At 37.4% G+C, this 26,498-nt stretch carries 25 protein-coding genes and 2 pseudogenes; 13 read left to right on the top strand and 14 right to left on the bottom strand.

What is annotated here, in order from left to right; translation table 11 throughout:
- Positions 1-93: 93 nt before the first annotated feature.
- Positions 94-1,197 (bottom strand): annotated as a pseudogene (locus LY11_RS23690) (IS256 family transposase); the annotation flags it as partial.
- A 113-nt stretch (positions 1,198-1,310) separates the two neighbouring features.
- Positions 1,311-2,090: an Fpg/Nei family DNA glycosylase gene (locus LY11_RS23685; RefSeq protein ID WP_111636086.1), complete on the bottom strand. Its 780-nt coding sequence runs from the start codon at positions 2,088-2,090 to the stop codon at positions 1,311-1,313.
- A gap of 184 nt (positions 2,091-2,274) precedes the next feature.
- Between LY11_RS23685 and LY11_RS23680 the strand changes: the two genes are divergently transcribed.
- The 8 genes from LY11_RS23680 to LY11_RS23645 all read left to right on the top strand — a co-directional run bounded on the left by LY11_RS23680 (position 2,275) and on the right by LY11_RS23645 (position 8,551).
- Positions 2,275-2,952, top strand: coding sequence for a response regulator transcription factor (locus LY11_RS23680; protein WP_111636085.1), 678 nt, complete (start codon positions 2,275-2,277; stop codon positions 2,950-2,952).
- Positions 2,949-4,238 carry a sensor histidine kinase gene (locus tag LY11_RS23675; protein WP_211321643.1) on the top strand — a complete coding sequence of 430 codons (1,290 nt, stop codon included), beginning with the start codon at positions 2,949-2,951 and terminating at the stop codon, positions 4,236-4,238. Before LY11_RS23680 ends, LY11_RS23675 begins: the two co-directional genes overlap by 4 nt.
- 73 nt (positions 4,239-4,311) lie before the next feature.
- Positions 4,312-4,746, top strand: a complete 435-nt coding sequence (locus LY11_RS23670; protein ID WP_111636084.1) for a thioredoxin family protein — start codon at positions 4,312-4,314, stop codon at positions 4,744-4,746.
- An 8-nt stretch (positions 4,747-4,754) separates the two neighbouring features.
- Positions 4,755-5,687: an FAD:protein FMN transferase gene (locus LY11_RS23665; protein WP_245952875.1), complete on the top strand. Its 933-nt coding sequence runs from the start codon at positions 4,755-4,757 to the stop codon at positions 5,685-5,687.
- A 1-nt stretch (position 5,688) separates the two neighbouring features.
- Entirely contained in the window at positions 5,689-5,919 is a 231-nt protein-coding gene (locus LY11_RS23660; protein WP_111636083.1) for a DUF4266 domain-containing protein, read from the top strand.
- 9 nt (positions 5,920-5,928) lie between these two features.
- Positions 5,929-7,146, top strand: coding sequence for a DUF3570 domain-containing protein (locus LY11_RS23655; protein WP_111636082.1), 1,218 nt, complete (start codon positions 5,929-5,931; stop codon positions 7,144-7,146).
- 51 nt (positions 7,147-7,197) lie between these two features.
- Complete coding sequence (locus tag LY11_RS23650) at positions 7,198-7,860, top strand: cytochrome b/b6 domain-containing protein (protein WP_111636081.1); 663 nt, start codon at positions 7,198-7,200, stop codon at positions 7,858-7,860.
- A gap of 1 nt (position 7,861) precedes the next feature.
- Positions 7,862-8,551 carry a VIT1/CCC1 transporter family protein gene (locus LY11_RS23645; protein ID WP_111636080.1) on the top strand — a complete coding sequence of 230 codons (690 nt, stop codon included), beginning with the start codon at positions 7,862-7,864 and terminating at the stop codon, positions 8,549-8,551.
- 640 nt (positions 8,552-9,191) lie between these two features.
- Here the strand turns inward: LY11_RS23645 and LY11_RS23635 are convergent.
- From LY11_RS23635 to LY11_RS23625, 4 genes and pseudogenes are all read right to left on the bottom strand, one after another.
- Positions 9,192-10,016, bottom strand: coding sequence for an aminotransferase class I/II-fold pyridoxal phosphate-dependent enzyme (locus LY11_RS23635; RefSeq protein WP_245952874.1), 825 nt, complete (start codon positions 10,014-10,016; stop codon positions 9,192-9,194).
- A 12-nt stretch (positions 10,017-10,028) separates the two neighbouring features.
- Positions 10,029-10,154 carry a hypothetical protein gene (locus LY11_RS27210; protein WP_262510945.1) on the bottom strand — a complete coding sequence of 42 codons (126 nt, stop codon included), beginning with the start codon at positions 10,152-10,154 and terminating at the stop codon, positions 10,029-10,031.
- 167 nt (positions 10,155-10,321) lie between these two features.
- Positions 10,322-11,041: pseudogene (locus LY11_RS27135) on the bottom strand (phosphoenolpyruvate carboxykinase (ATP)).
- Between the two features lie 87 nt (positions 11,042-11,128).
- Positions 11,129-12,367, bottom strand: a complete 1,239-nt coding sequence (locus LY11_RS23625; protein WP_111636079.1) for an aminotransferase class I/II-fold pyridoxal phosphate-dependent enzyme — start codon at positions 12,365-12,367, stop codon at positions 11,129-11,131.
- Positions 12,368-13,014: 647 nt separating this feature from the next.
- Between LY11_RS23625 and LY11_RS23620 the strand changes: the two genes are divergently transcribed.
- The 4 genes from LY11_RS23620 (at position 13,015) to LY11_RS23595 (ending at position 17,304) form a co-directional block, all read left to right on the top strand.
- Positions 13,015-13,761: a YoaK family protein gene (locus LY11_RS23620; protein WP_111636078.1), complete on the top strand. Its 747-nt coding sequence runs from the start codon at positions 13,015-13,017 to the stop codon at positions 13,759-13,761.
- Positions 13,762-14,133: 372 nt separating this feature from the next.
- Positions 14,134-14,730, top strand: coding sequence for a methyltransferase domain-containing protein (locus LY11_RS23615; RefSeq protein WP_111636077.1), 597 nt, complete (start codon positions 14,134-14,136; stop codon positions 14,728-14,730).
- 910 nt (positions 14,731-15,640) lie between these two features.
- Positions 15,641-16,348, top strand: coding sequence for a Crp/Fnr family transcriptional regulator (locus LY11_RS23600; RefSeq protein WP_111636074.1), 708 nt, complete (start codon positions 15,641-15,643; stop codon positions 16,346-16,348).
- 182 nt (positions 16,349-16,530) lie between these two features.
- The gene (locus LY11_RS23595) at positions 16,531-17,304 is read left to right on the top strand and encodes an HAD-IIB family hydrolase (RefSeq protein ID WP_111636073.1); all 774 of its coding nucleotides are present in this window, start codon (positions 16,531-16,533) and stop codon (positions 17,302-17,304) included.
- A gap of 166 nt (positions 17,305-17,470) precedes the next feature.
- Here LY11_RS23595 and LY11_RS23590 read toward each other — a convergent pair whose 3' ends face one another.
- From LY11_RS23590 to LY11_RS23565, 6 genes are all read right to left on the bottom strand, one after another.
- The gene (locus LY11_RS23590) at positions 17,471-18,121 is read right to left on the bottom strand and encodes an HAD-IC family P-type ATPase (RefSeq protein ID WP_394340920.1); all 651 of its coding nucleotides are present in this window, start codon (positions 18,119-18,121) and stop codon (positions 17,471-17,473) included.
- 59 nt (positions 18,122-18,180) lie between these two features.
- On the bottom strand, positions 18,181-18,426 hold the full coding sequence (locus LY11_RS27205; protein WP_262510944.1) for an HAD family hydrolase: 246 nt from the start codon (positions 18,424-18,426) through the stop codon (positions 18,181-18,183).
- 5 nt (positions 18,427-18,431) lie between these two features.
- A complete protein-coding gene (locus tag LY11_RS23585) occupies positions 18,432-19,634 on the bottom strand; it encodes an acetate/propionate family kinase (RefSeq protein ID WP_111636072.1) in 1,203 nt (400 codons plus the stop codon).
- Entirely contained in the window at positions 19,627-20,265 is a 639-nt protein-coding gene (locus tag LY11_RS23580; protein ID WP_245952873.1) for an HAD family hydrolase, read from the bottom strand. Before LY11_RS23580 ends, LY11_RS23585 begins: the two co-directional genes overlap by 8 nt.
- Before the next feature lie 287 nt (positions 20,266-20,552).
- Positions 20,553-21,209, bottom strand: a complete 657-nt coding sequence (locus LY11_RS23570; protein WP_111636070.1) for a BON domain-containing protein — start codon at positions 21,207-21,209, stop codon at positions 20,553-20,555.
- A 64-nt stretch (positions 21,210-21,273) separates the two neighbouring features.
- On the bottom strand, positions 21,274-21,696 hold the full coding sequence (locus LY11_RS23565) for an Hsp20/alpha crystallin family protein (protein ID WP_111636069.1): 423 nt from the start codon (positions 21,694-21,696) through the stop codon (positions 21,274-21,276).
- A gap of 184 nt (positions 21,697-21,880) precedes the next feature.
- Between LY11_RS23565 and LY11_RS23560 the strand changes: the two genes are divergently transcribed.
- On the top strand, positions 21,881-22,174 hold the full coding sequence (locus LY11_RS23560) for a hypothetical protein (protein WP_111636068.1): 294 nt from the start codon (positions 21,881-21,883) through the stop codon (positions 22,172-22,174).
- 48 nt (positions 22,175-22,222) lie between these two features.
- Here LY11_RS23560 and mgtA read toward each other — a convergent pair whose 3' ends face one another.
- Together mgtA and LY11_RS23550 are read right to left on the bottom strand one after the other, a co-directional pair.
- Positions 22,223-24,793: a magnesium-translocating P-type ATPase gene (mgtA, locus tag LY11_RS23555; protein ID WP_111636067.1), complete on the bottom strand. Its 2,571-nt coding sequence runs from the start codon at positions 24,791-24,793 to the stop codon at positions 22,223-22,225.
- Positions 24,794-24,804: 11 nt separating this feature from the next.
- The gene (locus LY11_RS23550) at positions 24,805-26,469 is read right to left on the bottom strand and encodes an ABC transporter ATP-binding protein (RefSeq protein ID WP_245952872.1); all 1,665 of its coding nucleotides are present in this window, start codon (positions 26,467-26,469) and stop codon (positions 24,805-24,807) included.
- Positions 26,470-26,498 lie beyond the last annotated feature (29 nt).

Here is a 26,498-nt window from a genome sequence, read left to right as displayed (position 1 = left end):
GTATTTATTCTTGCCGATTTCTCTGCACCGTTCTTGCCGAAAACCATGCACTGCTAATTGCCAAAAGTTGTGTAGTCTTATTTACCGTTCACAACCTTTGGTTTTTGTAACTTTCCGGATCTGTCTGTGCATAGCTTCGATAGCATTTGTAGTGTAAATCGCTCTCCTAATATCTGCCGAGTACTCAAAATAGGTCGAAAGATTTCCCCAGTTGTCCAGCCATCCTTTCACCGATAGCGGATACCGCTTACCCCATTTATCCTCAAATTCTAAAAGCTTTTCGTATCCCTGGTCTTGACTATTAGCTTGATAAACAGGTTTCAAATCTGCCGCTACAGCTTTTTTGTCTTTTTCAGGTACATATTTCAAGCTTGAACGGATTTGATGTACAATACAGAGCTGAACCTGAGTCTGTGGATAGACAGCCTCAATTGCCTCGGGAAAGCCTTTTAATCCATCAATGCAGGCAACTAATATATCCTCAACACCACGTTGTTTTAATTCAGTTAGAACAGATAACCAAAACTTAGAACCTTCACTTTCCGAATGGTACATACCCAAGAGTTCTTTCTTACCCTCTAGGTTGATTCCCAGTATATTGTAAACGGCGCGAGTAGTTACTGAACCATTTTCTTTAACCTTATAGAACATACAATCCAGGAAAACAAATGGATAGATCGGGTCTAAAGGACGGTTGCGCCACTCCGTCATAGCCGGAATAACCTTATCGGTAATATGGGATATTTCTGTAGCCGAAATATCCATAGCATACATTTCTTTCACATAATTGGAAATATCGCGCGTACTCATACCTTTCGAATACATTGCTATAACGTTGTCTTCAAGCTCATCGGTGATAATAAGCTGTCTCTTGGATATAATCTTAGGTTCAAAAGTGCCGTTACGATCGCGGTTGCTTTCGAGTTCGAAATGACCTGATTGCAGACTACGGACAGTCTTTTTGGTCTTGCCATTTCGGCGGTTAGATTCGCCAGAAGCCTTGCTTTCTTCAAGATGATGTTCCAGTTCTCCATCAAGCATAGATTCAAGTAGGTGCTTTAACATCGGAGCAAATAACCCGTCGGTACCGCCCATTTTCTTGCCCGCATACAGGCCCTCCATGGCCTCTTTTTTGAAGTTCTCAAAGTCGAATTGTGTAGTATCTTTCACTGTGCTAATAAAATTAAATTGTTTCATTTATTCACTATATATTTTTTATAGTGACACAGTTTAATTTACACCCTCGCTACTATCCGTTTTAAATATGTTTTGAATACTCAATATATATTCAAACTTATTTCAGATTCTGGTTATATATAGAGGTATTGCTCATCAGTATAATAGACTTTTTTATCAGAAATAACTTTCATTTTAATCATTCCTCCAGTTGGACTATTCTTTTTGTTTATATTATGAATCAACAATAAATCATTATCTGTTTTATTATATCCTATAGGATTTATTTTTCTTAATTGTTTAATAGCATCAATAAAAACATATTTGATTGTTTTGTATAACAGCTTTACCTTAACAAGTGGAATCTTACTTACTATTGAAAAAGGAGAGATTCCAGCATACCAAAGAATTTCATCCGCATAGGCTTCTCCAATTCCTCTAATCAGATTTTGATCCAACAATACACACTTAATTTCTTCACTTTTATTAGAAAATAAACCTATTAAATAATTAAAAGTGAATTCTTTACTTAAGGCATCAGGAATATCTGTATTGATAGGATTCAATCGAAACGTACTTGATTTTCGGGTATCTTTAACAGAAATAATTGATCCTCCGCTAAAATGGAGATTCAGTAAAAAAGGATCAGCCTCCAAATTTTGTTCTATTACCTGAATGAAAGCAGAAGTTGAGAAACTTAGCTCCAAGACAGAATAACTCTTGAATTGTAACCTCAGTGACAAACCATCTCGCCATACTCTTTTTAATTCATGTTCGACAATGCTTTCACTTAGTATTTCTCTAGAAACATTTATAGATTTTTCACATTGAAGGTCAACTTTTTGCAGAACTCTATTCTTAAATCTTTTTTCTAATATTTCGGCACAATTCTCTAAATAGGGTATTTCAAACATAGTTTTCTTAGGAATTAGATGCTGTTAATAGTAATGATACGATGCTTTGGTTGTAATATTATGTCTCTTATCAATTCAGTATTGATCTAAATCAATTCTAACATGGATTTTAATAATAAAATTATTGCATTCTTAAATTAATTAAGCTTCAAAAAGTCTTCAGATTTTAACATTATATTTATTTATGAAATTTCTAATTGTTGAGGATGAAGAAAGCCTGAGAAACAGTATTAATCAATATCTGACAGTTGAGGGAAACATTTGTGATCATGCATCTACCTATGAACAAGGTTACCAGAAGCTATCCATTTATGATTATGATTGTATTTTACTGGACTTGACCCTGCCTGACGGAGAAGGTCTTCAACTATTAAAATATTTAAAAAAAATAAATAAAGCAGACGGTGTACTGATTATTTCTGCACGCAATTCTTTAGATCAGAAAATTGAAGGATTAAGTCTGGGTGCTGATGATTACCTGATCAAACCCTTCCATTTGTCCGAGCTTTACGCCAGGGTACAATCCATAGTAAGACGCCGGCATTTCAATGGAAATAGTATATTTCATTTCAATGAAATAGAAATTGATACTACTGCTAAGGAAACGAAAGTAAACGGGAAACCTGTATACCTGACCAGGAAAGAATTTGAACTCCTGTTGTACTTTGTAGTCAACAAAAATAAAGTAATCTCCAAAGCCGCAGCAGTAGTCCACATTTGGGGCGATGATGCTGATATGGCCGACAGTTTCGATTTCATTTATACCCACATCAAAAATGTGAGAAAAAAACTAACAGATTCAGGCTGCAAAGACTATTTCCATTCGGTTTATGGAGTGGGCTATAAATTTACCGATTCATGAAATTATTCAGCAGTTATAACAGGATCTTGGCTATCATCACACTCACAGGTCTTATTGTTATAGGATTTCTTTTTTATCAAACGCTCGGACAATATATCAATAAACAGATTGATGATCATCTTTACGAGGAGCTTCTCGAGGTACGTGATTTTACGCACGTTAAAAATATCCTCCCATCCCCGGATGGATTTGATGATGTTATTGTTGACTATAAAAAAATAAACAAGCTATCTGATAAACGTAAATATTTCGCCGATACAACTTTCTACAATCCTAAAAAGAAACACGACGAATCAGCAAGATATCTGAAAACAGCATTAATCTTAAACAGACAACCATACGAAGTGATGATCATGGCTTCTAAATTTGAGCGGCAGGAACAGATCAAAAGTATTATTCTGATTATTTTATTACCAGTAATTATTTTGTTATTGATTTTATGGCTGGTCAACAGAATTCTGATTAAAAGAATGTGGTTGCCGTTCCGCCAATTGTTAATCAATATCAAAGCATTTAACATTAACCAGGAGAAAGTATTTGAGCCGGTTCAAACCAATATTGAAGAATTCAGAGAGCTGAATAATGCCGTTCTTGAAGTATCGCTGAAAGTAAAATCAGATTACAAAGAAATTAAGCTATTTACTGAAAATGCATCTCATGAAATGATGACTCCCCTTGCAGTGATTAACTCCAAACTTGACACTATGCTGCAATCCAATGCACTCGGTAAAGAAGAGAGTGAAATTCTGGCGGATCTGTATAAGGCTACCTCAAAATTGACGAAGTTAAATCAATCACTCCTGCTGTTAGTCAAAATTGACAATGATCAGCTTCAGGACAAAGAAGAAATCGACCTTAAAGCATTAATTGAAGAGAAGATCAGCTATTTCCAGGAGCTCATTCAAAAAAGAGAGCTACAGGTAGAAACAAAGATCAGCGCATTCTCTGTCTTTGCAAACCGTTCTTTAATAGAGATATTAATCAATAATCTTTTCAGCAATGCTATAAGACACAATAACGATGGCGGCTCAATGATGGTTACCATAAAAAATGATAGCCTTATATTTTCAAACACCGGATCACGTAACGGGCTTCATCCTCAAAAGATTTTTGAAAGATTCTATAAAGACAATGCTTCAGATGGTACAGGTCTGGGCCTGGCCATTCTGAAACAGGTCTGTTTAAAACAAAACTATGAATTGAGTTACAACTATAATCAGGAATATCACCAATTCATTATCAATTTTAAAAGCTCCGAGAATAAAAGTCAGCTAACAATGCTTTAACATTTTTTAACAGACAACTTCATAATGTCTTCAGAATTCACCTTGATATTAGCTTAACATTAAGGACAGACAGATGAAACTATTACTAATCACATTTTTATCAATTCTTGCTGGTTCGTTAAGCTGGATGAGCAATTTTACCCGGGCACAACAGCAGGCTAAAAGCACTCATCAACAAATCCTGGTCAATTTCTCAGGGTCAGATTGGTGTGGCCCCTGCATCCGTTTAAGAAAAGAAATCTTAGAATCAGAGGTTTTTGAGACTTATGCTAAAGCTCATTTAGTATTAGTACGTGCAGATTTCCCACGCCAAAAGAAAAACCAGTTGTCTGCCGAACAGATTAAACTAAATGAAGCCCTTGCAGAAAAATATAACCCTGATGGTAAATTTCCTTACACCCTGCTGCTGGATGAAAATGGGAAAGTTTTGAAATCGTGGGACGGCTATTCTAATGAAACTCCTGAAAAATTTGTTCAGGAAATCACAAGCATTGAATCTGGTAAATAAATAATAAGATGGCGGACGCAACTTACAATAGGGTATTAAAACTCATGGGTAACCGTTTTGAGTTTACGGTAATTGCGGATCACGAAACTGCTGGTGAAAAAGCTATTGATGCAGCTATAGCAGAGGTTAGCAGGATTGAAGAATTACTAAGTACATTCAAAAAGACCAGTCAAACCAGCCTCATCAATCAATATGCAGGTATAAAGCCAGTTAAAGTTGATACTGAAGTGATTGAGCTCATTCAGCGTGCAGTAAAAATATCAGACATTACCCAGGGTGCCTTCGACATTAGCTATGGTTCTATAGATAAAAGCCTTTGGAACTTTGATGTCAATATGACCTCACTGCCAGATTTTGAAACAGCACGTCAATCAGTCGGTCTGATCAACTACCAACATGTAATTATAGATCCTGAAAATTCTACGGTCATGCTTAAACAACAAGGTATGCGGATCGGATTTGGTGGCATAGGAAAAGGATATGCAGCCGACAGGGCCAAACAGGTATTGCAGCGTATAGGAATCGAACATGGAATAGTAAACGCAGCAGGTGACCTGATTACCTGGGGCAGCCAATCAACTGGTAAGCCCTGGACGATAGGCATTGCCGATCCTGATCAAAGAAGCCGCCCTTTTTCTGCGCTAAACATTAGCAATATGGCTATTGCAACATCTGGAGATTATGAAAAGTATGCTACTATAAACGGTTGTAGATACTCCCATACGATTGACCCCAAAACGGGTTTACCGGTTAGTGGAATTAAAAGTGTAAGCATCATTTGTCCAAGCGCCGAACTAGCCGACGCACTTGCTACACCTGTGATTGTAATGGGTGTGCAAATAGGCCTTGATTTGATCAATCAGTTAAAACATGTGGCCTGTATCATTATAGATGATCAGGATCAACTGTATACTTCAAAGAACATTAATGTAAAACAATGATATGAAAAAGTCCATTCCAATAGCAGTATTACTCGGCTCGGGCATTTTTGCAATGAGCCTGTTGAGCGCATGTGCAACAGTAAAACCGTATCAGAAAAATAAGCTCAATGATTCTGAAATGGCTTTGTCCTCCCGAACTGCGCAAAAGTTTGAACAGAGTTTCCAGTTATACCGTGAAGGCGGTTCTGGTGCCAATGGTGGCAAAAGCGGTGGTGGTTGTGGTTGTAATTAAATAAAAATCATGAGAAAGATCTATCTGCATGTACTGCTGCTGTTCCTCGGTGTTTTAGGTGCCCATGGACAAATTAAAAGCAAACCTGCCCCTGCCGACAGCAGTAATTATCAAAGCAGGAAACTTAAACTAGACGAAATCAACCTGGTATCTGCCTACTATCATCAAAACGGCAACAATTCAGCCGTTACAGGTGGTATTGGAACTGAAAAACTAACAGATTTTGCTAATACAATCGATCTGCAAATGTCCAATTTCAATAAAGCAGGCAAGAAAAACACCTTTTTGTTTGAACTGGGTGTAGATCATTATACTTCTGCTTCTTCTGATAAGATTGATCCAAGTACGATTTCTTCAGCATCGATGGCTGATACTCGTATTTATCCATCTTTAAACTGGACGCAAAGCAATGAAAAAACCGGAAATGCTTTTGGTTTTACAGGTTCTTTCTCCAAAGAATATGATTATCAGTCACTAGGTGCCGGATTTAACCTGACCCGCTTATCGAAAGATAAAAACACTCAGTTTGATTTTAAACTACAGGCATTTTTAGATACATGGAAAGTCATTTTGCCTATTGAACTGAGGCCCGCAACAAGCGGCAACGGTCGCGAATCTAAAAGTGAAGGCTCTAGCCCAAGAAATTCATTCAGCACTTCTTTTTCTATTTCACAGGTTATCAATCCAAAACTTCAGGCACTGCTCATTATTGAACCTGCTTATCAAAAGGGTTTACTAGCCACCAAATACCAACGTGATTATTTTACAGATGGTTCTTTAAGAGCAGAAACGCTACCTGATAAAAGATATAAATTACCTATTGCCGCAAGGTTAAACTACTTTGCCACTGACCAGGTGATTATACGGACTTATTACCGTTACTTTATGGATAACTGGGGCATCAGAGCACATACTGCAGAAATAGAAGTTCCGGTGAAACTCACCTCATTTATCTCCTTAAGTCCATTTTACCGCTATAACAAGCAAACAGGAACCCGATATTTTGCACCCTATGGGCAACATGATCCTTCTGCTACCTATTTTACCAGTGATTATGACCTGTCAACCCTGAACAGTGATTTTTATGGGGCGGGAATCCGGCTTGCACCTCCGCACGGTGTATTTGGCTGGCAACATCTGAATATGCTAGAACTGAGATACGGACACTATAGCAGATCTACAGGACTGGTTTCCAATATCATTACTTTAAATTTAAAAGTAAAATAAAAACACAAGCATCTGGAACATAAAATCCAGATGCATTAAAACGCAATCAACATGGCTATCATTGAACCATTGAGGAACGACATTGGTCATCCTGCTAAATTGAAAAAGCACAGCAGATTTATCAGGCTGTGGCATTGGCTAAATCTGCTGGTCATTACCGGATCACTACTCACAGTGCTGTTAAACTCAACTTTATTAGATGTAAAAAGTAATACCAAATTTATACTACAGCAATCTGGTACCTCAATAACCGCTCAACAAGCCAAAGATATAGCACATGGTATGGAAGATCAGATTTGGAGTATTCATATTTACTTTGGTTATACACTTGCAGCATTATTCTTGTTCCGGCTACTCTCTGCATTTTCTCCGTCTACAAGGCAAGGCTTTTTCGGTAACTTAAAAAGTGCTTACCAGGCTTATCGTAAACATAGTAAGGAATCTCATGCAGCCTTACACGAGTTTACTGTTAAATGCTTGTACCTCATTTTCTATTCATTACTTGCCATCATGGTTATAACAGGCTTAGCTATGACATTCGATCAGGAATTAGGCATCAGTAAAACTGTAAGTCACAGCATTAAAGGATTTCATGGTTTTTGTATGTATTTAATCCTGATCTTTATCTTGGTACATATCGTTGGTGTACTGCTGGCAGAACGGAAAGAAAGCAAAGGGATAGTATCAGATATGATTAACGGAGGAAAAACATAATATGGAACTTGAAGAACATTACACCAATAGAAGTGGTTGGTTAAGAGCAGCCGTTTTAGGCGCAAATGACGGTATTCTTTCTACAACCAGTCTGGCCATTGGCATTGCCGCAGCGAGTACTACACGAGGACCAATTGTATTGGCTGCCTTGGCAGGGCTGGTTGCCGGAGCGTTGTCTATGGCTGCCGGAGAATACGTTTCTGTGAGTTCACAATCGGATATCGAAACTGCCGATTTGAAGAGGGAGAAAATGGAATTGGAAAAGATGCCAGAAATTGAACTGATGGAACTAGCCAAACTTTACCAGCAGAGAGGTCTGGAAGAAAATCTGGCCTTGCAGGTTGCTACACAGCTCACTGCGCATGATGCTTTAGGCGCACATGCGAGGGATGAACTCGGCATCAATGAGATTACCCAGGCAAAGCCAATGCAAGCTGCTTTAGCTTCAGCAGGTTCATTTATCACGGGTGGAATGCTCCCGATGCTGGTGTCCATTTTCGCACCACTTCACCTGATGGTCATTTATCAATATAGTTTTTCGATCGTATTTTTAGCTTTTTCTGCAATTGTTGCAGCGAAAGCAGGCGGATCTTCAGTGAGTAAAGCTGTTATCCGGATTTGTTTCTGGGGAACAGCAGCGATGTTAATGACTGCTGCTGTTGGCTATCTTTTCGGTGTTAAAACAGCCTAGTTTTTTTATGGATTATTTATCTATTTCTTTATTTAAAATGTGTAGTTTTTGTGCTTTTTTAATTTATCCTAATCGTAGAATTGGGCTGACTTTTTTCTTTTAACCTCAAAATTATAATTTAATGTCACTCGAGTATATTGTGTTGTTTGTTTCCAGTGAACCTGTGAGGTGTTTTTGAGGTATTTAATATCTGTCCGCGTAACTGAAGTATTAAAGATGTCATTCAATTGAAACAACTCTGGTTAGATTTTAGATTCGGGAACAACTAACTAGTAGTCTCCAGATTTTATTAAATTTTTTAAAAGCTCCTTTTTTCATAAGCAAAAGAGGGGCTTTTTATTAATTTAATAGGTTGATTTGTAATCAAGAGGTAGATTTAGACCATTCTTAACTGAGTCTGCTAAATTAAATAAATCCTTACGCTGTTCAATTCCGTGAAATGACGTTTGGGGCTTGTGAAAACCAGATGTTATACAAAATTTACCCGTCCCACTTCCAATATCAAGAAACTTTGTATTTGGTTCTGACAGGAATTCACACGATTTTTTTGCTATGTCTAGTGGTGTCCAATGTATTTCGGAAAGTTTTTGTATGCGTTTAGGATATAGGTAATCGAAGCTGGTATCGTTATCAAAATAGACTATATTAATGTAATCAAACCTTCTTCTTGCATTAACTTAACGGCATAAGTAGTATTATCCCATAATTTAACAATTCTTTCAGGTTCAGATTCTATAATATCAAGTGCGGCAAGTACACTTGCAACAGCTGATGGCGGCATACTGGCACTAAATATAAGGGATCTGGCATTATGTCTTAAATAATCTATTGTATTGTGATCACCAGCTACGAAGCCTCCTAAAGAAGCCAATGATTTACTGAAAGTACCACTGATCAAATCTACTTCACTAGTTAAGCCAAAATGTGACGCTGTGCCTGCGCCATTTTTGCCAATGACTCCTAAACTATGCGAGTCATCAACAATAATATTTGCACCATATTCATGGGCTAAGGAAACAATTTCCGGTAATTTGACCAGATCGCCTTCCATGCTGAATATCCCATCCACTGCAATCACTTTAATTGCCTCTTCAGGTAAAGTACTTAGCTTATGCCGGAGATCGTATATATCGTTATGGGCATACTTGATTACGCGTGATAGAGATAAACGACAACCATCAATCATTGAAGCATGATCATAAGCGTCAAGTAGCAGGTAATCATTTCGTCCGGTGATGCAAGATAATACACCTAAATTCCCCTGAAAACCAGTACTGAAAAGTATAGCATCTTCTTTACCTGCATAATGAGTCAGACGTTTCTCTAGTTCCAGATGTATATCCAGAGTTCCATTTAAAAACCTTGATCCGGCACAACCTGTTCCATATTTATCAATTACTTTTTTTGATGCCTCCTTAATTTTAGGATGATTGGTTAATCCCAAATAGGAGTTTGATCCAAACATTAGAACTTTCTCTCATTTAATGATTACTTCGGTATCCTGAGCAGACTCGATAGCCCTGAAGTAGGGGTAAAGACCTGTCTCTTTAAGCGCTGTTACATCTTTGAACCGAGAAGTTTTTTGCTGTAGTTTTTTATACATGTTTTAGGTTCGCTTTTATCTTTTTTATAAACCTTAATTTTTAATAAGGAGCCCCGGTTGGGGCTCCCCGGTATTGGTGGTGTGTTTAAAAGATATTCAGATTCTTTTCAGAATTCATTATATCGATTAACCTGCTATATAGCTTTCTATAGAAGGACAAGTACAGATTAAATTTCTGTCTCCTCCCCAATTAATCTTCTGGCAGGGTCCGCTGATAGTGTTGTCTTTCCTGTTCCGGATAATCCAAAGAAAATAGCTGTATCACCACGCTCCCCTATGTTTGCACTGCGATGAATGGGTAATACATTTTTCTCTTGTGGCAAGATGTAATTCAATATTGTGAATACAGCCTTTTTGATCTCACCTGTATACGCTGTTCCACCAATTAAGATAATTTTTTTTGAAAAGTTGATAATTGTGAAATTCTCAGACCTGATACCATCTTCTTTAGGATCGGCTACAAACCCCGATGCAGAAAGTATGAGCCATTCCTACTTAAAGTTTGTCAATTCCTGAACCTGTGGTCTTAGAAAAAGATTATGCGCAAAAAGTCCTTGCCATGCATATTCAGTAACCAGTCTGATGTTGAGCTTGTAATTAATAGCTGCACATGCAAATACATCTTTTACATAAAGATTTTGATTGGACAAATAAGCCGTTACTTTCAAGTAAAGACGTTCAAATGATGGGATTGAAAGCTTATGGTTGACTTCTCCCCACCATATTGTTTTTTCAGTCTGGCCATCAACTACGATATATTTGTCCTTCGGAGATCTCCCTGTAAATTGACCGGTACTACAGAAAAGCGCTCCGGATGTGGCCAGGCCACCTTGCTTTGCTAGAATCGAATCTTTAATTAATTCAGGGACTGGAAGATTCCAACGTATATCTTACTGCTTTTAATACCTAAATATTCTAATGAGTTATCTTTTGAGTGTATCATAAGCTAATCCTTTAATTTTTGATGGGATTGATTAAGACAGCTGGTATTTGTTGTCGTATTCTCCGGTGACTAAGTTGTGTTTGACTTTTTTAAATATTTCGACTGTCCGTTCAACCTCCTGAATGGTGTGACTGGCTGTTGGTATAAGTCTAAGGATGATCATTCCTTTCGGAACTACCGGATAAACGACCAATGAACAAAAAATGTCATAAGTTTCTCTTAAGTCTCTGACCAATGCGGTAGCCTGGTCGATTGATCCTTCTAAATAAACCGGTGTAACAGCAGACTCTGTATGACCAATTTCTAATCCAGCTTCTTTTAAGCCTTTTTGCAATAGGTTCGTAATTTCCCACAGTTTACTTCTAAGTTCTGGCTTACTCTTAATTAGGCTAAGGCGCTGGTGTAACCCATAAACCAGGGGCATGGGCAATGCTTTGGCATAAATTTGCGAACGCATGTTGTATTTCAGGTATTGTATAATTTCTTTTTTTCCTGAGACAAAAGCGCCTATTGCAGCAAAAGACTTTGCAAATGTGGCAAAGTAAAGATCAATATCATCCTGAACGCCTTGTGCCTCACCTGTTCCCGCTCCGGTAGCACCCATAACTCCGATGCCATGTGCGTCATCAACCAGGAAAGTAAAATCAAATTTCTTTTTAAAAGCACTTATTTCTTTTAACTTTCCGGTGTCCCCGCGCATACCAAATACGCCTTCAGTAATGACAAGAATTCCACCATTGCTAACATCTGTAAGTTTCTTAGCCCTTATTAATTGCTTTTCAAAATCTTGGATATCATTATGTTTGTAAACAAAACGTTTACCTATATGTAATCTTAAACCATCTATTATACAGGCATGGGATTCTGAATCATATACAACTACATCATGACGATCAAGGAGACTGTCAATAATTGAAAGCATACCCTGATAACCATAATTAAGTAAAAAAGTATCTTCCTTATTTACAAAAGACGAAAGTTTCTCTTCCAGCAGCTCATGTAGAATTGTATTACCTGTCATCATTCTTGCACCCATCGGATAAGCTAAACCATATTGTCTTGCTCCTTCTTCATCAGCTCTGCGCACTTCGTTACAATTTGCCAGACCCAGATAATTATTCAAACTCCAAACAAGTTTCTGTTTTCCATTAAAGAACATCTGATTCCCTAATTCGCCTTCTAATTTTGGATAAGAGAAATATCCGTGAGCATAATGTGCGTGCATGCCTAACGGCCCTAATTTTAGTAAGTTCTTTTCTAATAAATTCATTATATAAATTTTTTATTAATTGCCATTATAATATTTAATGACATGGCATAAGTATTTCTTTTTGACTAGTTTGTTAACAATCTGATTAGATTTGAGATCATTTATAGATCTTTTGCTTTTATTGTTATCCAATGTAAACTTCGATTATTGTCTAAATTTCATATTGGATTCCTTTTTAAGGATGATCGTCCATAAAGGGACAGCGTGGAAGTAGATAGAATTTAATCACATGTAAATCTATTGGGTAAATCAAGTTGTTTTACCGTAAGAAATCATTACTAAGTGTGATAATTATCAGTTTTTGCCTGGAAAATTAATAATTATTTCAAACTTGGAACAGTTAGGAACTGCTCATTAGGTAACTACCAAATAGAAGTGAAAATAAATCTCAAAGTTTGGATCTGATGATAATTCTGGATAAGTATTTAGATTTTGAGGAAACTTGGTGTTCGCAAAATATATATCACTCTTTGACATGATAGTTATCAGTTTTCTGATAATAGCAGTTAGTATATACCTTAAGATCCGCTGATTATACTTAAGTTGCCATGCAGGACAGTAGAAATCTTTGTCGTTATAGCTAACCTGATCATTTTCTGGTCGATATATATGATGCTTGCTGTCATCTGGAACAATAAATAATAGCCATGCTAAGACACTTAGGGGCAAAACGTACTCCTCAACATAATCTCAGATTAGCAACTTTGCTTGGATTAACTGCTGGGTTTGTAAATGCCGCAGGCTTTTTGGGATTCTCAATATTAACTACTAATGTTACTGGGCATGCTGCTTTATTTGCGGAAAGAATTGCCTTACAGGATTGGAAAACTGCCCAGGTAATTGCACTATGGATGTTCCTATTTTTAGCAGGTGCATTTATTTCAAGTCTAATATTAACGTTTACAGGACACAATCAAAGGTATTCTTATTCAATTCCTATTTTCATTGAAATAATTATTTTGTTTTTTTCGGGATTATATGGGCAAAGTTATGATGGAAGTCTGGTCTCGAAAGAGATCTTCGCGGGAAGTTTGCTTTTTGCAATGGGATTACAAAATTCTTTAGTATCTATGATTTCGGGTTCTGTAGTTCGAACGACTCATCTTACAGGAACCTTTACTGATTTAGGTATCGAGCTGGCACAGCTCTTTAATAGAGAAAAACGGGCGCAATTGGTTCTTCGGGCTAAAATTAAACTTAGACTTGTTATTATATTTTTTTTTATGACAGGTGCTATTGTTGGCGCTTATTTCTTTCATCATTTTGGATTTAAAGCCTTTTATGGTCCAATTGGTATTTTGGTTTATGCGTTACTCTACGATATTTTTAGAATAAAGGCTAAGCGATTCTATCAAAAAACTGCAATTGCGGTAAAAAGGGTCATTAGATCTTAGTTTCAAAGAGATAAGGTCTGTTGGTTGTAATCAGATTTTTATTGAGGCTATTAATTTCTTTTTCTTATTTAAAAAGTGACTTTTATCAACTTTTGTGCTGATATGTTTCAATAAAACGGAGACTAATTAGAGGTAATTTTGCTTGATAATTTATTAAAGCCCTTTGGTTAATTACAGTTTTATGAGTGAAAAAAAAGAATCTTCAGAAGAATTTTCATTTTGGAGCAGATATAAAGACTTTGCAACCACAGAAATCCTTCTATATGTTATAATGATCGTCGGAATTTTTCTTGGATTAATGATTTTTATGTAAGATTTCTGTTTACTATCCAGTCTGTTTTGATTTATCCTTAATGGAGTAAAATTAATTTAATGAAATCCATCTTGTTACCTTCAAATTATTACCTCAATGATACCGTTTTTGATAGCTTTTTCCCTGATAAGCTAAGAAAGATTTCAAAAATCCATTGGACTCCTTTAGCAATTTCAAAAAAAGCCGCTTTATTTTTAGCGCCAACGCCAGGTTCAAAAATTTTGGATATAGGTAGTGGGGTAGGGAAATTTTGTATTACAGCAGCACATTTTTTTCCCGATTCCGAATTTCATGGGGTGGAACAAAGAGAAGATCTGCACAATGTTGCTTTACAAGCACAGCAAAGAAGCGGGGTGAATAATGTGCAGTTTATCAATTGTAATTTCACTCAATTGAATCTTGATATATACGATAGTATATATTTCTACAACTCTTTTGCGGAGAACTTAATTAATGTAGCCCGTATTGATGAATCTGTTGATTACTCTCCAGGCCTTTATACTTATTACTCTAATTATTTATTCAGGGCCTTAGATAATAAGCCAGTCGGAACTCGCCTGGTTACTTATCATGGATATGATCATGAAATTCCTACAGGGTATAAAATTGTTGACCAGGATGAAAGAAAGCCTCTTAAAATGTGGATTAGAAAATAAGATATGTCTAATAAAATAGTAATGTTAAAATGATTTTGGAAAATTACATATCATCAATATTTGATCAGATAAGCGAAGCGCAGGATTATTCGCAGGTGGAGACAATCATAATTAGTTCAGTTAATTGCCTTAAGGATAAAAAATATGTTGTTCGCGACTACGTTGATGAATTAAAGAAGAAAATAGAGAATCTATCACCACTAAATCTAAACAGTACACAATTTAGTTGCTTTAGATATGCACTCATATACTTGCGCAATTACGTGGATTTTTCTGGAGAAATAATCAAAATGTAAATAAAGAAGTGGTTTAAGTAGTCTCAATGTTTTGGAGGTGGGAGTATTCCCCGGGTTTTTGGTTAGCATGTCGAAAACATGATAGTTTTCGGTATATGTGCGGTATAAGAAGGAGAGATGACGTAGAGTGAAAGAAGTCCTGGACCCACTTCCAATTTTTGAATAGCAAATGTCATGCTTTATTAAGCAATAAATTATTATGTGTAAATTAAAATTATACGCATTAAGACATGCGAAATGTCCAAGATGCAGAGTGGGAAATATGTTTTCAAATAATACGTACGGATTGCATATTCAACATATGAATGATTATTGTTCACATTGTAATTACAGGTTTGAACGTGAACCCGGTTATTTCTATGCGGCAATGTTCATTAGTTATGGGATGAATGTAATGGAGATGCTTTTAATATGCCTATTGACTTTTTTAGTGACAGGTGATAGTTCATCCTTCTGGTTATACATTGGAGTTCTTATGGGTTCGATAATTATTCTTGGTCCCTTCAATTTCAGATACTCCAGGGTTGTACTATTATATTGGTTAACTCCTGGGGTAAAATTTGATCCTAAAGCATAATCTCCTATTCAGCTTTAATTAATCGTATCTTTACTAAATGAGCTTATCAGGAATTTTTCCGATTGATAAATGGAATTTTACTACTCAATCTATTTTGAGTATCCTTTCGGATGAAGAGTATAATATTTTGATTGGAAGACAGGGGGAACAGAAATATCAAAAGGGGGAAATAATTTTTCGGGAGGGAGTTGTCCCGTCTGGTATATTCTATATACACCATGGGATGGTCAAAAAATATAAAGTTGATCAAACTGGTAAAGAGCAAATTATTTATGTCGCAAATAAGGGGGAGTTGATTGGCTATCATGCCATTTTATCCGAAGAACGTTACCCAGACTTTGCTGCTGCACTTGAATCAAGTGTGATTAGCTTTATTCCTAAGGATGATTTTTTAATGGTATTAGGTAATTCCCCTTTATTAGCTAATCGGTTATTGAAAACCTTGAGTCATGAATATTCCGTACTTGCAAATAATATATCAGTTTTTGCTCAGAGAAGTGCTGTGGAAAGGTTAGCAATTGCCTTGATTGTTATACGTGAAAAATTTAAAATTGAGACTGTAGAAGGACAAGAAATTATAATTGATATTTCTAGAAGTGATTTAGCAAACATCGCAGGAATCGCAAAGGAAAATGTGATTAGATTATTAAAAGAACTTAAATCTGAAGATATAATTGAGACAGAAGGTCGTAAAATATGGGTGAAGAATATAGAGAAACTAGTTATGCGCTCTAATTATAAATAATTCAGTCTCATATCTGGTTAATATTCGATCCACCATACACCTTTATTGGTATAGTGTTCTTCAACTTCCATATTATAGTTTATTTCCGTTGATCATGACTGATACAGTACCTTTGCCATCTCTTCATTATGCCTGTTAACCAATAGCAATACCTGCTAAAGATGTGCACTAAATAAATCTCAATGAAAAAAATAATTGTATTTGATTTGGACGGAACACTAGCTGAAAGTAAAGCAGCTATCGATAATGAAATGGCAAAGTTAGTTCATGACTTGTTGAAAACAACCCTGGTTGCGATCATATCTGGTGGTGCCTGGACGCAATTTGAAAAACAGGTGATTGCTCACCTGCCAGCAGGAAGCGATCTTTGTAAATTGTCAATTTTACCGACCTGTGGTACTAAGTTTTACAGTTATGAAAAAAGTAAGTGGAAGATGCTTTATGCCGAAAATTTTACTGATGCACAAAAGCAGAAAATAGAAACTTCATTGAAAAATGTAGTTGAACGTTCTGGTTTTAAATCAGGAAAAACATGGGGCGATCAAATTGAAGACCGGGACAGCCAGATCACTTTTTCTGCCTTAGGACAACAGGCACCTCTTATTGCTAAAAAGGCATGGGATCCTGATTTTGAAAAAAGAAGAAAAATAAAGGCCCTGCTTGAAAAATTAATACCGGAGTTTGCGATCAACCTGGGGGGTGCAACCTCTATAGATGTTACCCAGTCGGGCATAGATAAAGCTTATGGAATACATAAATTAGAAGTAGTGCTTAAGATCGATATTGCGGATATGCTTTTTATCGGCGATGCTCTATTTGAAGGAGGAAACGATCATCCGGTCAAAACTACTGGTGCGGACTGTATTCAGGTAGGTGGCCCTGAGGAAACTAAAATTATTATTCGAAGGATCATCAGCTGTCAAATTAACAATTCTGATTGCCGAAGAAACATTTGATGCAATTATAAAACACGTTATCGCAATAACCTCAATTCTAACGAGTGTAAAACATAATTTTAAATTTTATATATGAATTAGCTAAACTTTAAAAACAATGACAGAAAGGATTTAAGTTCGTGATTCGACTTTAAGTAAACTGGCATTGATAGCCACTACCACAATACTAATAGTCATTAAAATGGCACCAATGGGTGGGCTCAGTACTACCCCCTTGGTTATAAAGTACTCCCGCGGCAAGCGGTAGGGCGATGACGTTATATCCGGTTGCCCAAACTAAGTTTTGTATCATCTTACGATAAATTGCTTTGCCGAACAGAATTAGGTTTGCAATATCATTCGGGTTACTGTTTACCAATATAATGCCAGCTGTTTCGGCAGCAATATCACTACCAGAACCGACCGCAATACCCACGTCCGCTTGCGCCAATGCTGGTGCGTCGTTGATACCATCGCCGGTCATGGCGACAAATTCGCCTGCAGCTTGTAGTTCCTTTATCTTGTCCAGTTTTTGGTGAGGCAGAACACTAGCAATAAAACTATCCATTCCTAAAGTTTTGCTTACGCTCTCAGCTACTTTACTATTGTCACCGGTAAGTAGTATGGATTTAATGTTGTTGTCTTTAAGTTTTTTTATCGCACTAACTGATTCTGGGCGTATTTTATCTGATAGAGCGATGTATCCGGCAAGTTCATGATCAATTATGACAAAAACTACAGTTTCCGTGTTGTTAGATTTAAATCCTTCAGGCACATTCATGCTTTTTTCCTTTAAATAAGCTGGGCCAACCACTAATACGCTCTTATTCTCAACTATAGCTTCTGCACCCTGGCCGGTAATGGCTTTAAAATCTTTGACTGAAGGCGCACTTATCTTTAGATCGCTTGCTTTTTTAGAATACTGGTCGCAATAGGATGTTCTGATTTTTCTTCTAATGCCAAGGATAGCCGGATAATATCGGCTTCTTTCAGCTCCTTATTTAAGGAAATTACCTTTGATACTTCAAATTTTCCGATAGTAAGCGTTCCGGTTTTATCAAAAACGACCGTGGTGATTTTCCTGGAATTTTCAAATGAAGTTCTGTTCTTAATCAGCAAGCCGTTCTTTGCCGATGTTTCCATAAATATTAATTTTTAATGTTATAACTCAAAAGTTTATATACTGATCTCGCAATCATTAATTCTTCGTTAGTCTTGATCACCCAAACAGATGCCTTATCGGTACCCATTGAAATGAATGTTTCATTATTGATATTTTTAGTTTCATCTAGTTCAATCCCTAAAAATTGAAGCCCTTTGCAGATCCTTTCGCGAATCTCAGGGGAATGCTCTCCTATACCACCAGAGAATATTAGTGTATCCAAACCACCAAGTACAGCGGCAAAAGCGCCAATCCATTTGATCGTTTGGTAGCAAAAAAGCTCAACAGCTTCTGCGGCCCGATGATCGTGCTGTTGCATGTTTAGCAGTTCCTGCATATCGGCTGTAGTTTCTGAAATACCTAATAGACCCGACTCATGATTAACCAGTTGGTTAAATTTTTCAGGAGTAAGCTTTTCCGATTTCATTAAATACCAGGCAACGCCAGGATCAAGATCGCCTGTGCGGGTACTCATCGTTAAGCCGGATGCTGGCGTAAACCCCATACTGGTATCCATGCTTTTCCCATCTTTTACTGCAGCAAGGCTTGCTCCGCTGCCCAAATGTGCCATGATAATTTTACCCTTTGATGCTTCAGTACCTGCAATCTGTTCAAATTCTTCCATGAGATAAGAATAGGAAAGGCCATGAAAACCATATCGCTTGATTCCTTTAGCCTGATATTTACGTGCGATGGGCAATAGTTTTGCAATACTGGGCATTGCTGAATGGAAAGATGTGTCGAAACAAGCCACCTGATCTAGCTGCGGGAAGTGCTTTTTAAATGCTTCCACTAATTTGATCTCTGCTGGAAGGTGCTCTGGATCATAGGCGCTGATCTCTTTTAATTCCTTTATTAATTTCGCGGTAATGAATTCAGGTGATGCATGATTCATCCCCTGGACTATCCGATGTCCTATTACTATTATCTGGACAAATTCAGTCTCCTTTGCAAGCCAGTTAACAAGCCAGTCCGCAGCTTCACCGTGGTTCGCTACTTTGATGTCGATTAGGCACTGTTGTTCTCCACCACAATTGATAAAGTTAAGGTTTGCACTACTGCTTCCGATATTTTCCATTTCACCGACCAGCAATTGATTAAGCGAACCTTCCATTTCATACAAAGCATATTTAATACTGGATGAACCTCCGTTTATCGTCAGTATGCATTTTTTTGATGTATTATTCATGAGACGCAGGGATTAAATTTAATCCAAACTCATTTAATTGATCTCTGGTTGATTGGAGGCTGGTATGGGAAATGCCCTTTATACCAAATCGTTCAGCTATACTGACAAATAAGGGCTGGTTATCAATATAAATGCTTTCTCCCGGTGTTACCTGAGCAATGTCTAATGCCAGCCTGAAAATGGTGGCATCCGGTTTTCTTAAATTCACAAAGGAAGAAGAGATGAAAAAGTCAATAAATTCATTAAGCTTAAATTTCTTTATCCTGTATTCATTAAGTTCGCGGCCTTCATTGCTGATGACGGCAATTTTTAAACCATAATCCTTTTTTAAAGAAGTAATGAGTGCTATCATCTGCGGCAGAGGTTGCGATTGTCTGAACATAAATGTTTTAAATTCATCCGGGTTAAAATTTCGTTTCTTATAGAACACAACCCTGTCTAAGTATTCATCCAGGCTCATTTTTCCCAATTCATATGTTTCAAAATTAAGATGGTGCCGTTCTTCCATGTCATTATGATCTAGGTGGAATTTTTTAGCGCCTGCTCTGCGTGAATTACGGTCCCATCCATCGCTGAGTAAAACACCCCCAATATCAAGAAATAGTATATTTATGTGAGTTTCTTTCTTCACAGGATAATTTTGATTAATCATAACCACTTTTGATGATAGATTGAATCATTTGGAAACGGCCGTTAGGTTTGATGAAACTAGAAAGATGAGCCGGAATGATAATGCCTTGCCCAGATTTAATGGATAGCAAAAAATGGAGGCTTGTAAGTCTTTTGCAAAAAAAATTGACGTAAAACGTTACTTTCATGCAAGTATTTCGTTCTTCAAGGTCCATGTTATCCTTTACTTCAGATGATCTGTTAAAGGACTGCTATATAACGGAACAATCCTTTAAATAGATCAATTCATTATTCGAATTCAACAAGTATATCATTCTTTACCTTAGAAACACCAGGAGCATTCCAGGCGATTCGCCCTGCTTCATCTCGTTTATAGATGGAATTTACAGATCCGGTCAAGGTTACGTTATTACCCTTCACGTTTACACCAATGTCTTCTGCATCAATAGACCAGCTCCTGTTAAGTGCACGTTCAATGGCACCTTTTTCTACTTGGTCGGTTGTTTGAGAATGGATAGCGATATTATTAATCACGCCTAAAACACCCAAAAGTGTTGATACAGATTTTTGTGCTGCTTCTTTTTGGTAATTCCAGCGGACTTCACCTTCAAGCGTAACTAATCCATCCTCCACTTTTACTTTTATTTTGTCATCGGGAACCTCCCAATTCCACTTCCATGCATTCAATATTTCTCGCGCAATTTCCGTATCATTTTGTTTGCTTGTACCTCCAAAATGAATTTTGATGGTTTCTGCAACAATTTTTACACCCGCTACATTTTTAGCGGCATTTTCCGCTTCCTTTTTCTTGGCGTAACTGTTTACAGTTCCACTCAAAGTTATGACACCATCTATTGCGGTTACGCCAATTTCTGCTGCGTTCAATAATGGTTCCCATTTGATAGCATTTTGAACATCTCTTTGCAAATCTTCGTTTGTTTTCATGTTTATTTAATTGTTAGATAGCTTGTTGTTTTGTTTAAAGTCGGTTATTTAAATTACCACTTTTTTATTTGCGTACTTTCACTTCTCTCTTCTCAGGTTCAATTGAACCATTCTTTTTAAGATCTATACAAAGCAATCCCTTGCGATAAGTGGCAGAAATATGATCTTGTGCTACATTTTGAGGAAGGTGGAACGAACCAGTGAAGGAAGAACGTGAGAATTCTTTTCGGGAATAATTATCTTCATTTTTATCTACTTCCTTACTAGACTCTGCAGTAATTGTCAATATTCCATTATCGGTCGTAATTTTAAAATCTCCCTTTTTGAATCCGGGGGCGGCAACTTCCAGTTTGAACTTACCTTCTGTATCCCTGATGTTTACTGCATGCTCAGGTTCATCTGGGTTATCAAAAACATCTGTGTTCCAGAAGTTCTCGATCATTGAGGACACTTTGTCGGTTTTTTTTGCTTTTACTAACTCTTCCATATCGTTTACATTTTAATTCTGATATAAAGATCAGTAAGAAATAATAAGTCAACTTGATGTGAATCAGTAGAATGGATGATGTTGGTCATCCCCAGCTAATTTTCATATCCTACATTTGACAGATTCCAAGGTCACGGGCAATCGTTCAATTATGTTGAATCAACATTTCATTTAATAAAATATTATGACAATCATTAAAAATATACATCCTTTAAGCGCTGAAGTACTTTTCGACCTTCTGAAAAAAGAATTTCCAGATTATATTAATGCTAAACTGGACTCTATGTTGAACATAGATTTTACTCATGTGTATCATGAGATCAATGTGCTGTTTCCTGAAGTTATTACAGGTACCGCGCTCACAATTACAGTATCGGATCAGGAGATCACTATATCTGACAATGCAGCGAGTTATGAATTTAATGCCACTTTGCTAGAAGAGCAATTAATAGCTTTTATCAAGATAAAAGCCGGGTAATAGTAAATCCGAGTTCACTCAGTACCTTCTTCTATGTAAAAGTTAAAGTTATTTAGAACTGGTGAGTCGTTTTTTTATTTTCTTGTAGAACCATCTTTTGGCCGCTTCGGCAGTTAGCAGGTAAGCGGTAATGATAACAATCATCCAGCCATAAAAGAATAGGGGTAGTCTGATAAAACCAAACCATGTGGCTACAGGTGTAATCGGTATAACCAGAACGATAAGTAAAACAACCATAGTTGCGATAGACAGGTAATTACCAGGCAGACTTTTCAGGAAGGAAAGCCGGGTGCGTACGACTAATACGATCAGGATTGCTGAGATCACAGATTCTGTGAACCAGCCAGTTTGAAATACCTTTTCGTTTGCGTGCATGACCAGTATTAAAAGACCAAAAGTTAAGTAATCAAATACTGAACTTAACAGCCCGAAGGTAATCATGAAATATTGAACGAACCTGAGGTCCCAATGCTGGGGTTCCTGAATATTTACATCATCCACCCTGTCTGTTGCTATGGCCATCTCCGGGAAATCTGTGAGGAGATTGGTCAGTAGAATTTGTTTGGGTAGTAAAGGCAAAAAAGGAAGAAATAAAGATGCACCGGCCATGCTGAACATATTTCCAAAATTGGCACTGGTTGCCATAAATATATATTTCATTGTATTGGTGAAAGTTTTTCGTCCTTCAACAATTCCCTCACTCAGCACATTAAGGTCCTGGCTGAGCAGTACAATATCTGCAGCTTCTTTAGCTACATCAACGGCTGAATCTACAGATATGCCTACATCGGCAGTATGTAATGCTGGAGCATCATTGATCCCATCACCCATAAAGCCTACAACGTGCCCAGCCTTTTTTAGTATGGTAATGATGCGTTCTTTTTGATTGGGTTCCACTTCTGCAAAAATATCAGTATGAGGAGCCTGATGTTTTAAGGCCGCATTGCTCATCTCTCTTAAAGTAGAACCAGTTAATATTTTGGGTGCGGCGATCCCGATTTGCTGTGCAAGGCTTTTTGCTACCAGGGCATTGTCACCAGTGATGATTTTTAACTGTACACCAAGATTTTTCAGTTTAGTAAGCGTAGCAGACATCCCAGCCCGTGGTGGATCAAATAAAGTAATGAAACCCAAAAAGATCATTTGCTGTTCCTGATCCCTGGTAAAGTTTTTTTCAGCACTACCTGCTTTATAAGCCACGCCAAGCGTTCGAAAACCTGCATCACTCAACTGCTGATATTGATCCAGGATTTTTGCACGATTTTGATCTAAAGGAACCAGGCTGCCGTCTGCGGTTTCTGTTTGATTACAAATGTTTAAAATGACCATTAGTGCACCTTTAGTGATCACCAGGTTGTCCTTTTTATTTTTAACCTGTACGGTTAACCGCTTACGGATAAAGTCATAAGGGATTTCAGCTTGAACATGATACGGATCAGTTGATGACTCCGGCTTTGGATAAGCTAAACAAATAGCCTTATCAATAGGATTGTTAAAACCTTGCTGCATTGATGCGTTGAGCCAGGCATATTGCAAGACCTTTTCGCTGTGTTTACCATCAATACTTAGGGAATCTTTTAAGGTTACTTTACCTTCGGTAATGGTGCCGGTTTTATCAGAGCATAGGATATCCATACTGCCAAAATTCTCGATAGAGGAGAGACGTTTCACAATAACCTGGTGTTTGGCCATGCGTCTGGCTCCCGTTGATAGATTCACACTTATAATGGCCGGTAATAATTGAGGTGTTAATCCTACGGCAAGTGCAAGAGAAAACAAGAATGAATCCAGCACCGGTTTATGCAAGAAAACGTTAACTGCAAAAATAATGATGACCAATATAAGGGTGATTTCCATTAGCATATAACCAAATTTCCTGATACCTCTTTCAAAATTCGTTTCGGGTGCCTTTTGCTGTAGACTAGTTGATATCTTACCAAATTCCGTTTGGGAGCCTGTTTTCATGATTAAGCCAATCGCTTTTCCGCTAATCACATTAGAACCCATAAAAAGAGAGTTGGATCGTTTGGCCAATGGTATGTCTGGCTGTAATACACCCGGAAACTTTTCTACCGGATAAGTTTCACCTGTAAACGCAGCTTCATCAATAAACAATTCCTGCGCTTCTAAAAGCAAACTGTCACCGGGAATGATATCGCCGGCCGATAGATAAATGATATCGCCTGGAACGATCTCTTCTATTGAAATTTCCTTTTTCTCACCTTCTCTTAGTACTGTGCAATGTAGCTGAACCAATTTTAGAAGTTCAGAAACCGCATTAGCTGCTCCTCTTTCCTGCCAAAAACCAAGTGAACTGCTAATCATGACGATCAGCAGTATAATTACCGTATCGGCTATATCCCCGAGACTGGCAGATAGGAGTGCAGCGATGATAAGCATGATGGTAATTGGGCTTTTAAATTGTGAAAGCAGCAGTAACAACATTGGAGCCTTATTCCCTGATTTTAAGGTATTGTGCCCATATTGTTTGATCCGGCTTACTGCCTGTTTAGAAGTCAAACCTTTTTGGTCAGCAGCTAAACTTGCAAATGCTTCAGTACTGCTCAAACTCCAGAAACATTCTGTTTGATGACTATCTTGAGGATTTTGTTTGTCCATGTTAGCTATTTTTAATCGAATTGACTGGTATAGAGTTCAAAATACCTTCCTTTTTGTTTTAATAATTCGGCATGACTACCCTGTTCAATGATTTCGCCCTGCTCAAGAACAATGATTTTGTCGGCATTTATAATGGTGGATAAACGATGGGCAACTACAAAACTTGTTCTCCCCTCCATTAAGCGGTCGATTCCAATTTGAATATGGATCTCGGTTCTGGTATCTATAGAACTGGTTGCTTCATCCAGGATGAGGATTCGCGGATCTGCAACGGCGGCTCTGGCAATGTTTAAGAGTTGCCGCTGACCCTGACTTAGGTTATTACCATCATCTTCAAGGATGGTTAAATAACCTTTAGGTAATCTTTTAATGAAGGAATCTGCGCTAACGAGTTTTGCTGCTGCAATGACTTGTTGGTCTGTTGCTTTTAGTGACCCATAGCGGATATTTTCCATCACCGTTCCATGGAATAAATGTGTGTCTTGAAGAACCATAGCAAGTGATTGTCTCAGATTTTTCCTTTTGATCATCCTAATATCGGTACCATCAATGGAAATATCGCCAGACTGGATATCATAGAAGCGGGGAAGTAGATTGATGATTGTGCTTTTTCCTGCACCTGTTGAACCTACGAAGGCAATTTTTTGCCCAGGTAATGCTTTTAAAGATATATTCTTAAGAATTGTTTTTCCTGGATTATAACTAAATGTCACCTGATTAAAATGGATTTCTCCTTTAATGTTAGCGAGTTCCACGGCTTGCTTCTCATCTGCTTTTTCTGGCAGCTGGTCCATGACCTCAAAAATTCGTTCTGCACTTGCCATTGCAGTTTGAAAACTGCTGAACTCGCCGGATATTTGATTTAAAGGGCGGGAAAATTGTTTGGAATATTGCAGAAAAGCAGCAAGTCCGCCAATATCCAGTCCAGTCACAATAGACATGATTCCTCCGGCAGCAGCTGTTAATGCAAAATTTATAGTGTTTAAATTTTGCATGATAGGCATCATAATCCCTGAATAAAACTGTGCTTTGGTGGCTTTTTTAAGCAGACCTTTGTTTAGTTTTTCAAAATCATCTGTAGCTTCCTCTTCATGACAGTATACTTTAACGGTTTTTTCGCCTGTAATTATTTCTTCTATATAGCCATTTAAAATACCAAGAGCTGCCTGCTGCCCGGTAAAATAAGTATTGCTTTTCTGAATAATCAGTTTTGCGAGCCAAAACATTGCGAATACGACAACTGTAGTGACCAGAGACAACATCGGGCTAATGTATAGCATAAGGACAAATGTGCCAGCTACAGTAATGAGACTTGAAATAATCTGTGTTACACTATCGTTCAAGGCGTCACTCACATTGTCCAGATCATTTGTAAAACGGCTCATAAGCTCTCCATGGTTATGGGTATCATAAAACCGGATTGGAAGGGTCTGCATTTTACAAAACATATCAGCGCGGATTATATTTACTGTCTTTTGCGCAACATATATCATCAAACGGCTTTGGAAGAAAGCTGCTATTACACCAAGGAGATAAATAGCCATTAGCAAGACAACCATTTGTAATAACCCTTGAACGCGGCCTGGAATAATATAGTTGTTAATGATGGGTCTCAAAAGGTAAGATCCATATAAGGATGCAGCTGTGTTCAGGAGTAGAAAAAGAATTACCAGCAAAAACAGGATCTTTTGTTTGCCAAAGTACT

This window comes from Pedobacter cryoconitis, assembly GCF_003259615.1.
Classification (GTDB): Bacteria; Bacteroidota; Bacteroidia; order Sphingobacteriales; family Sphingobacteriaceae; genus Pedobacter; species Pedobacter cryoconitis.
This window is presented reverse-complemented; position numbering and strand designations above follow the sequence as displayed.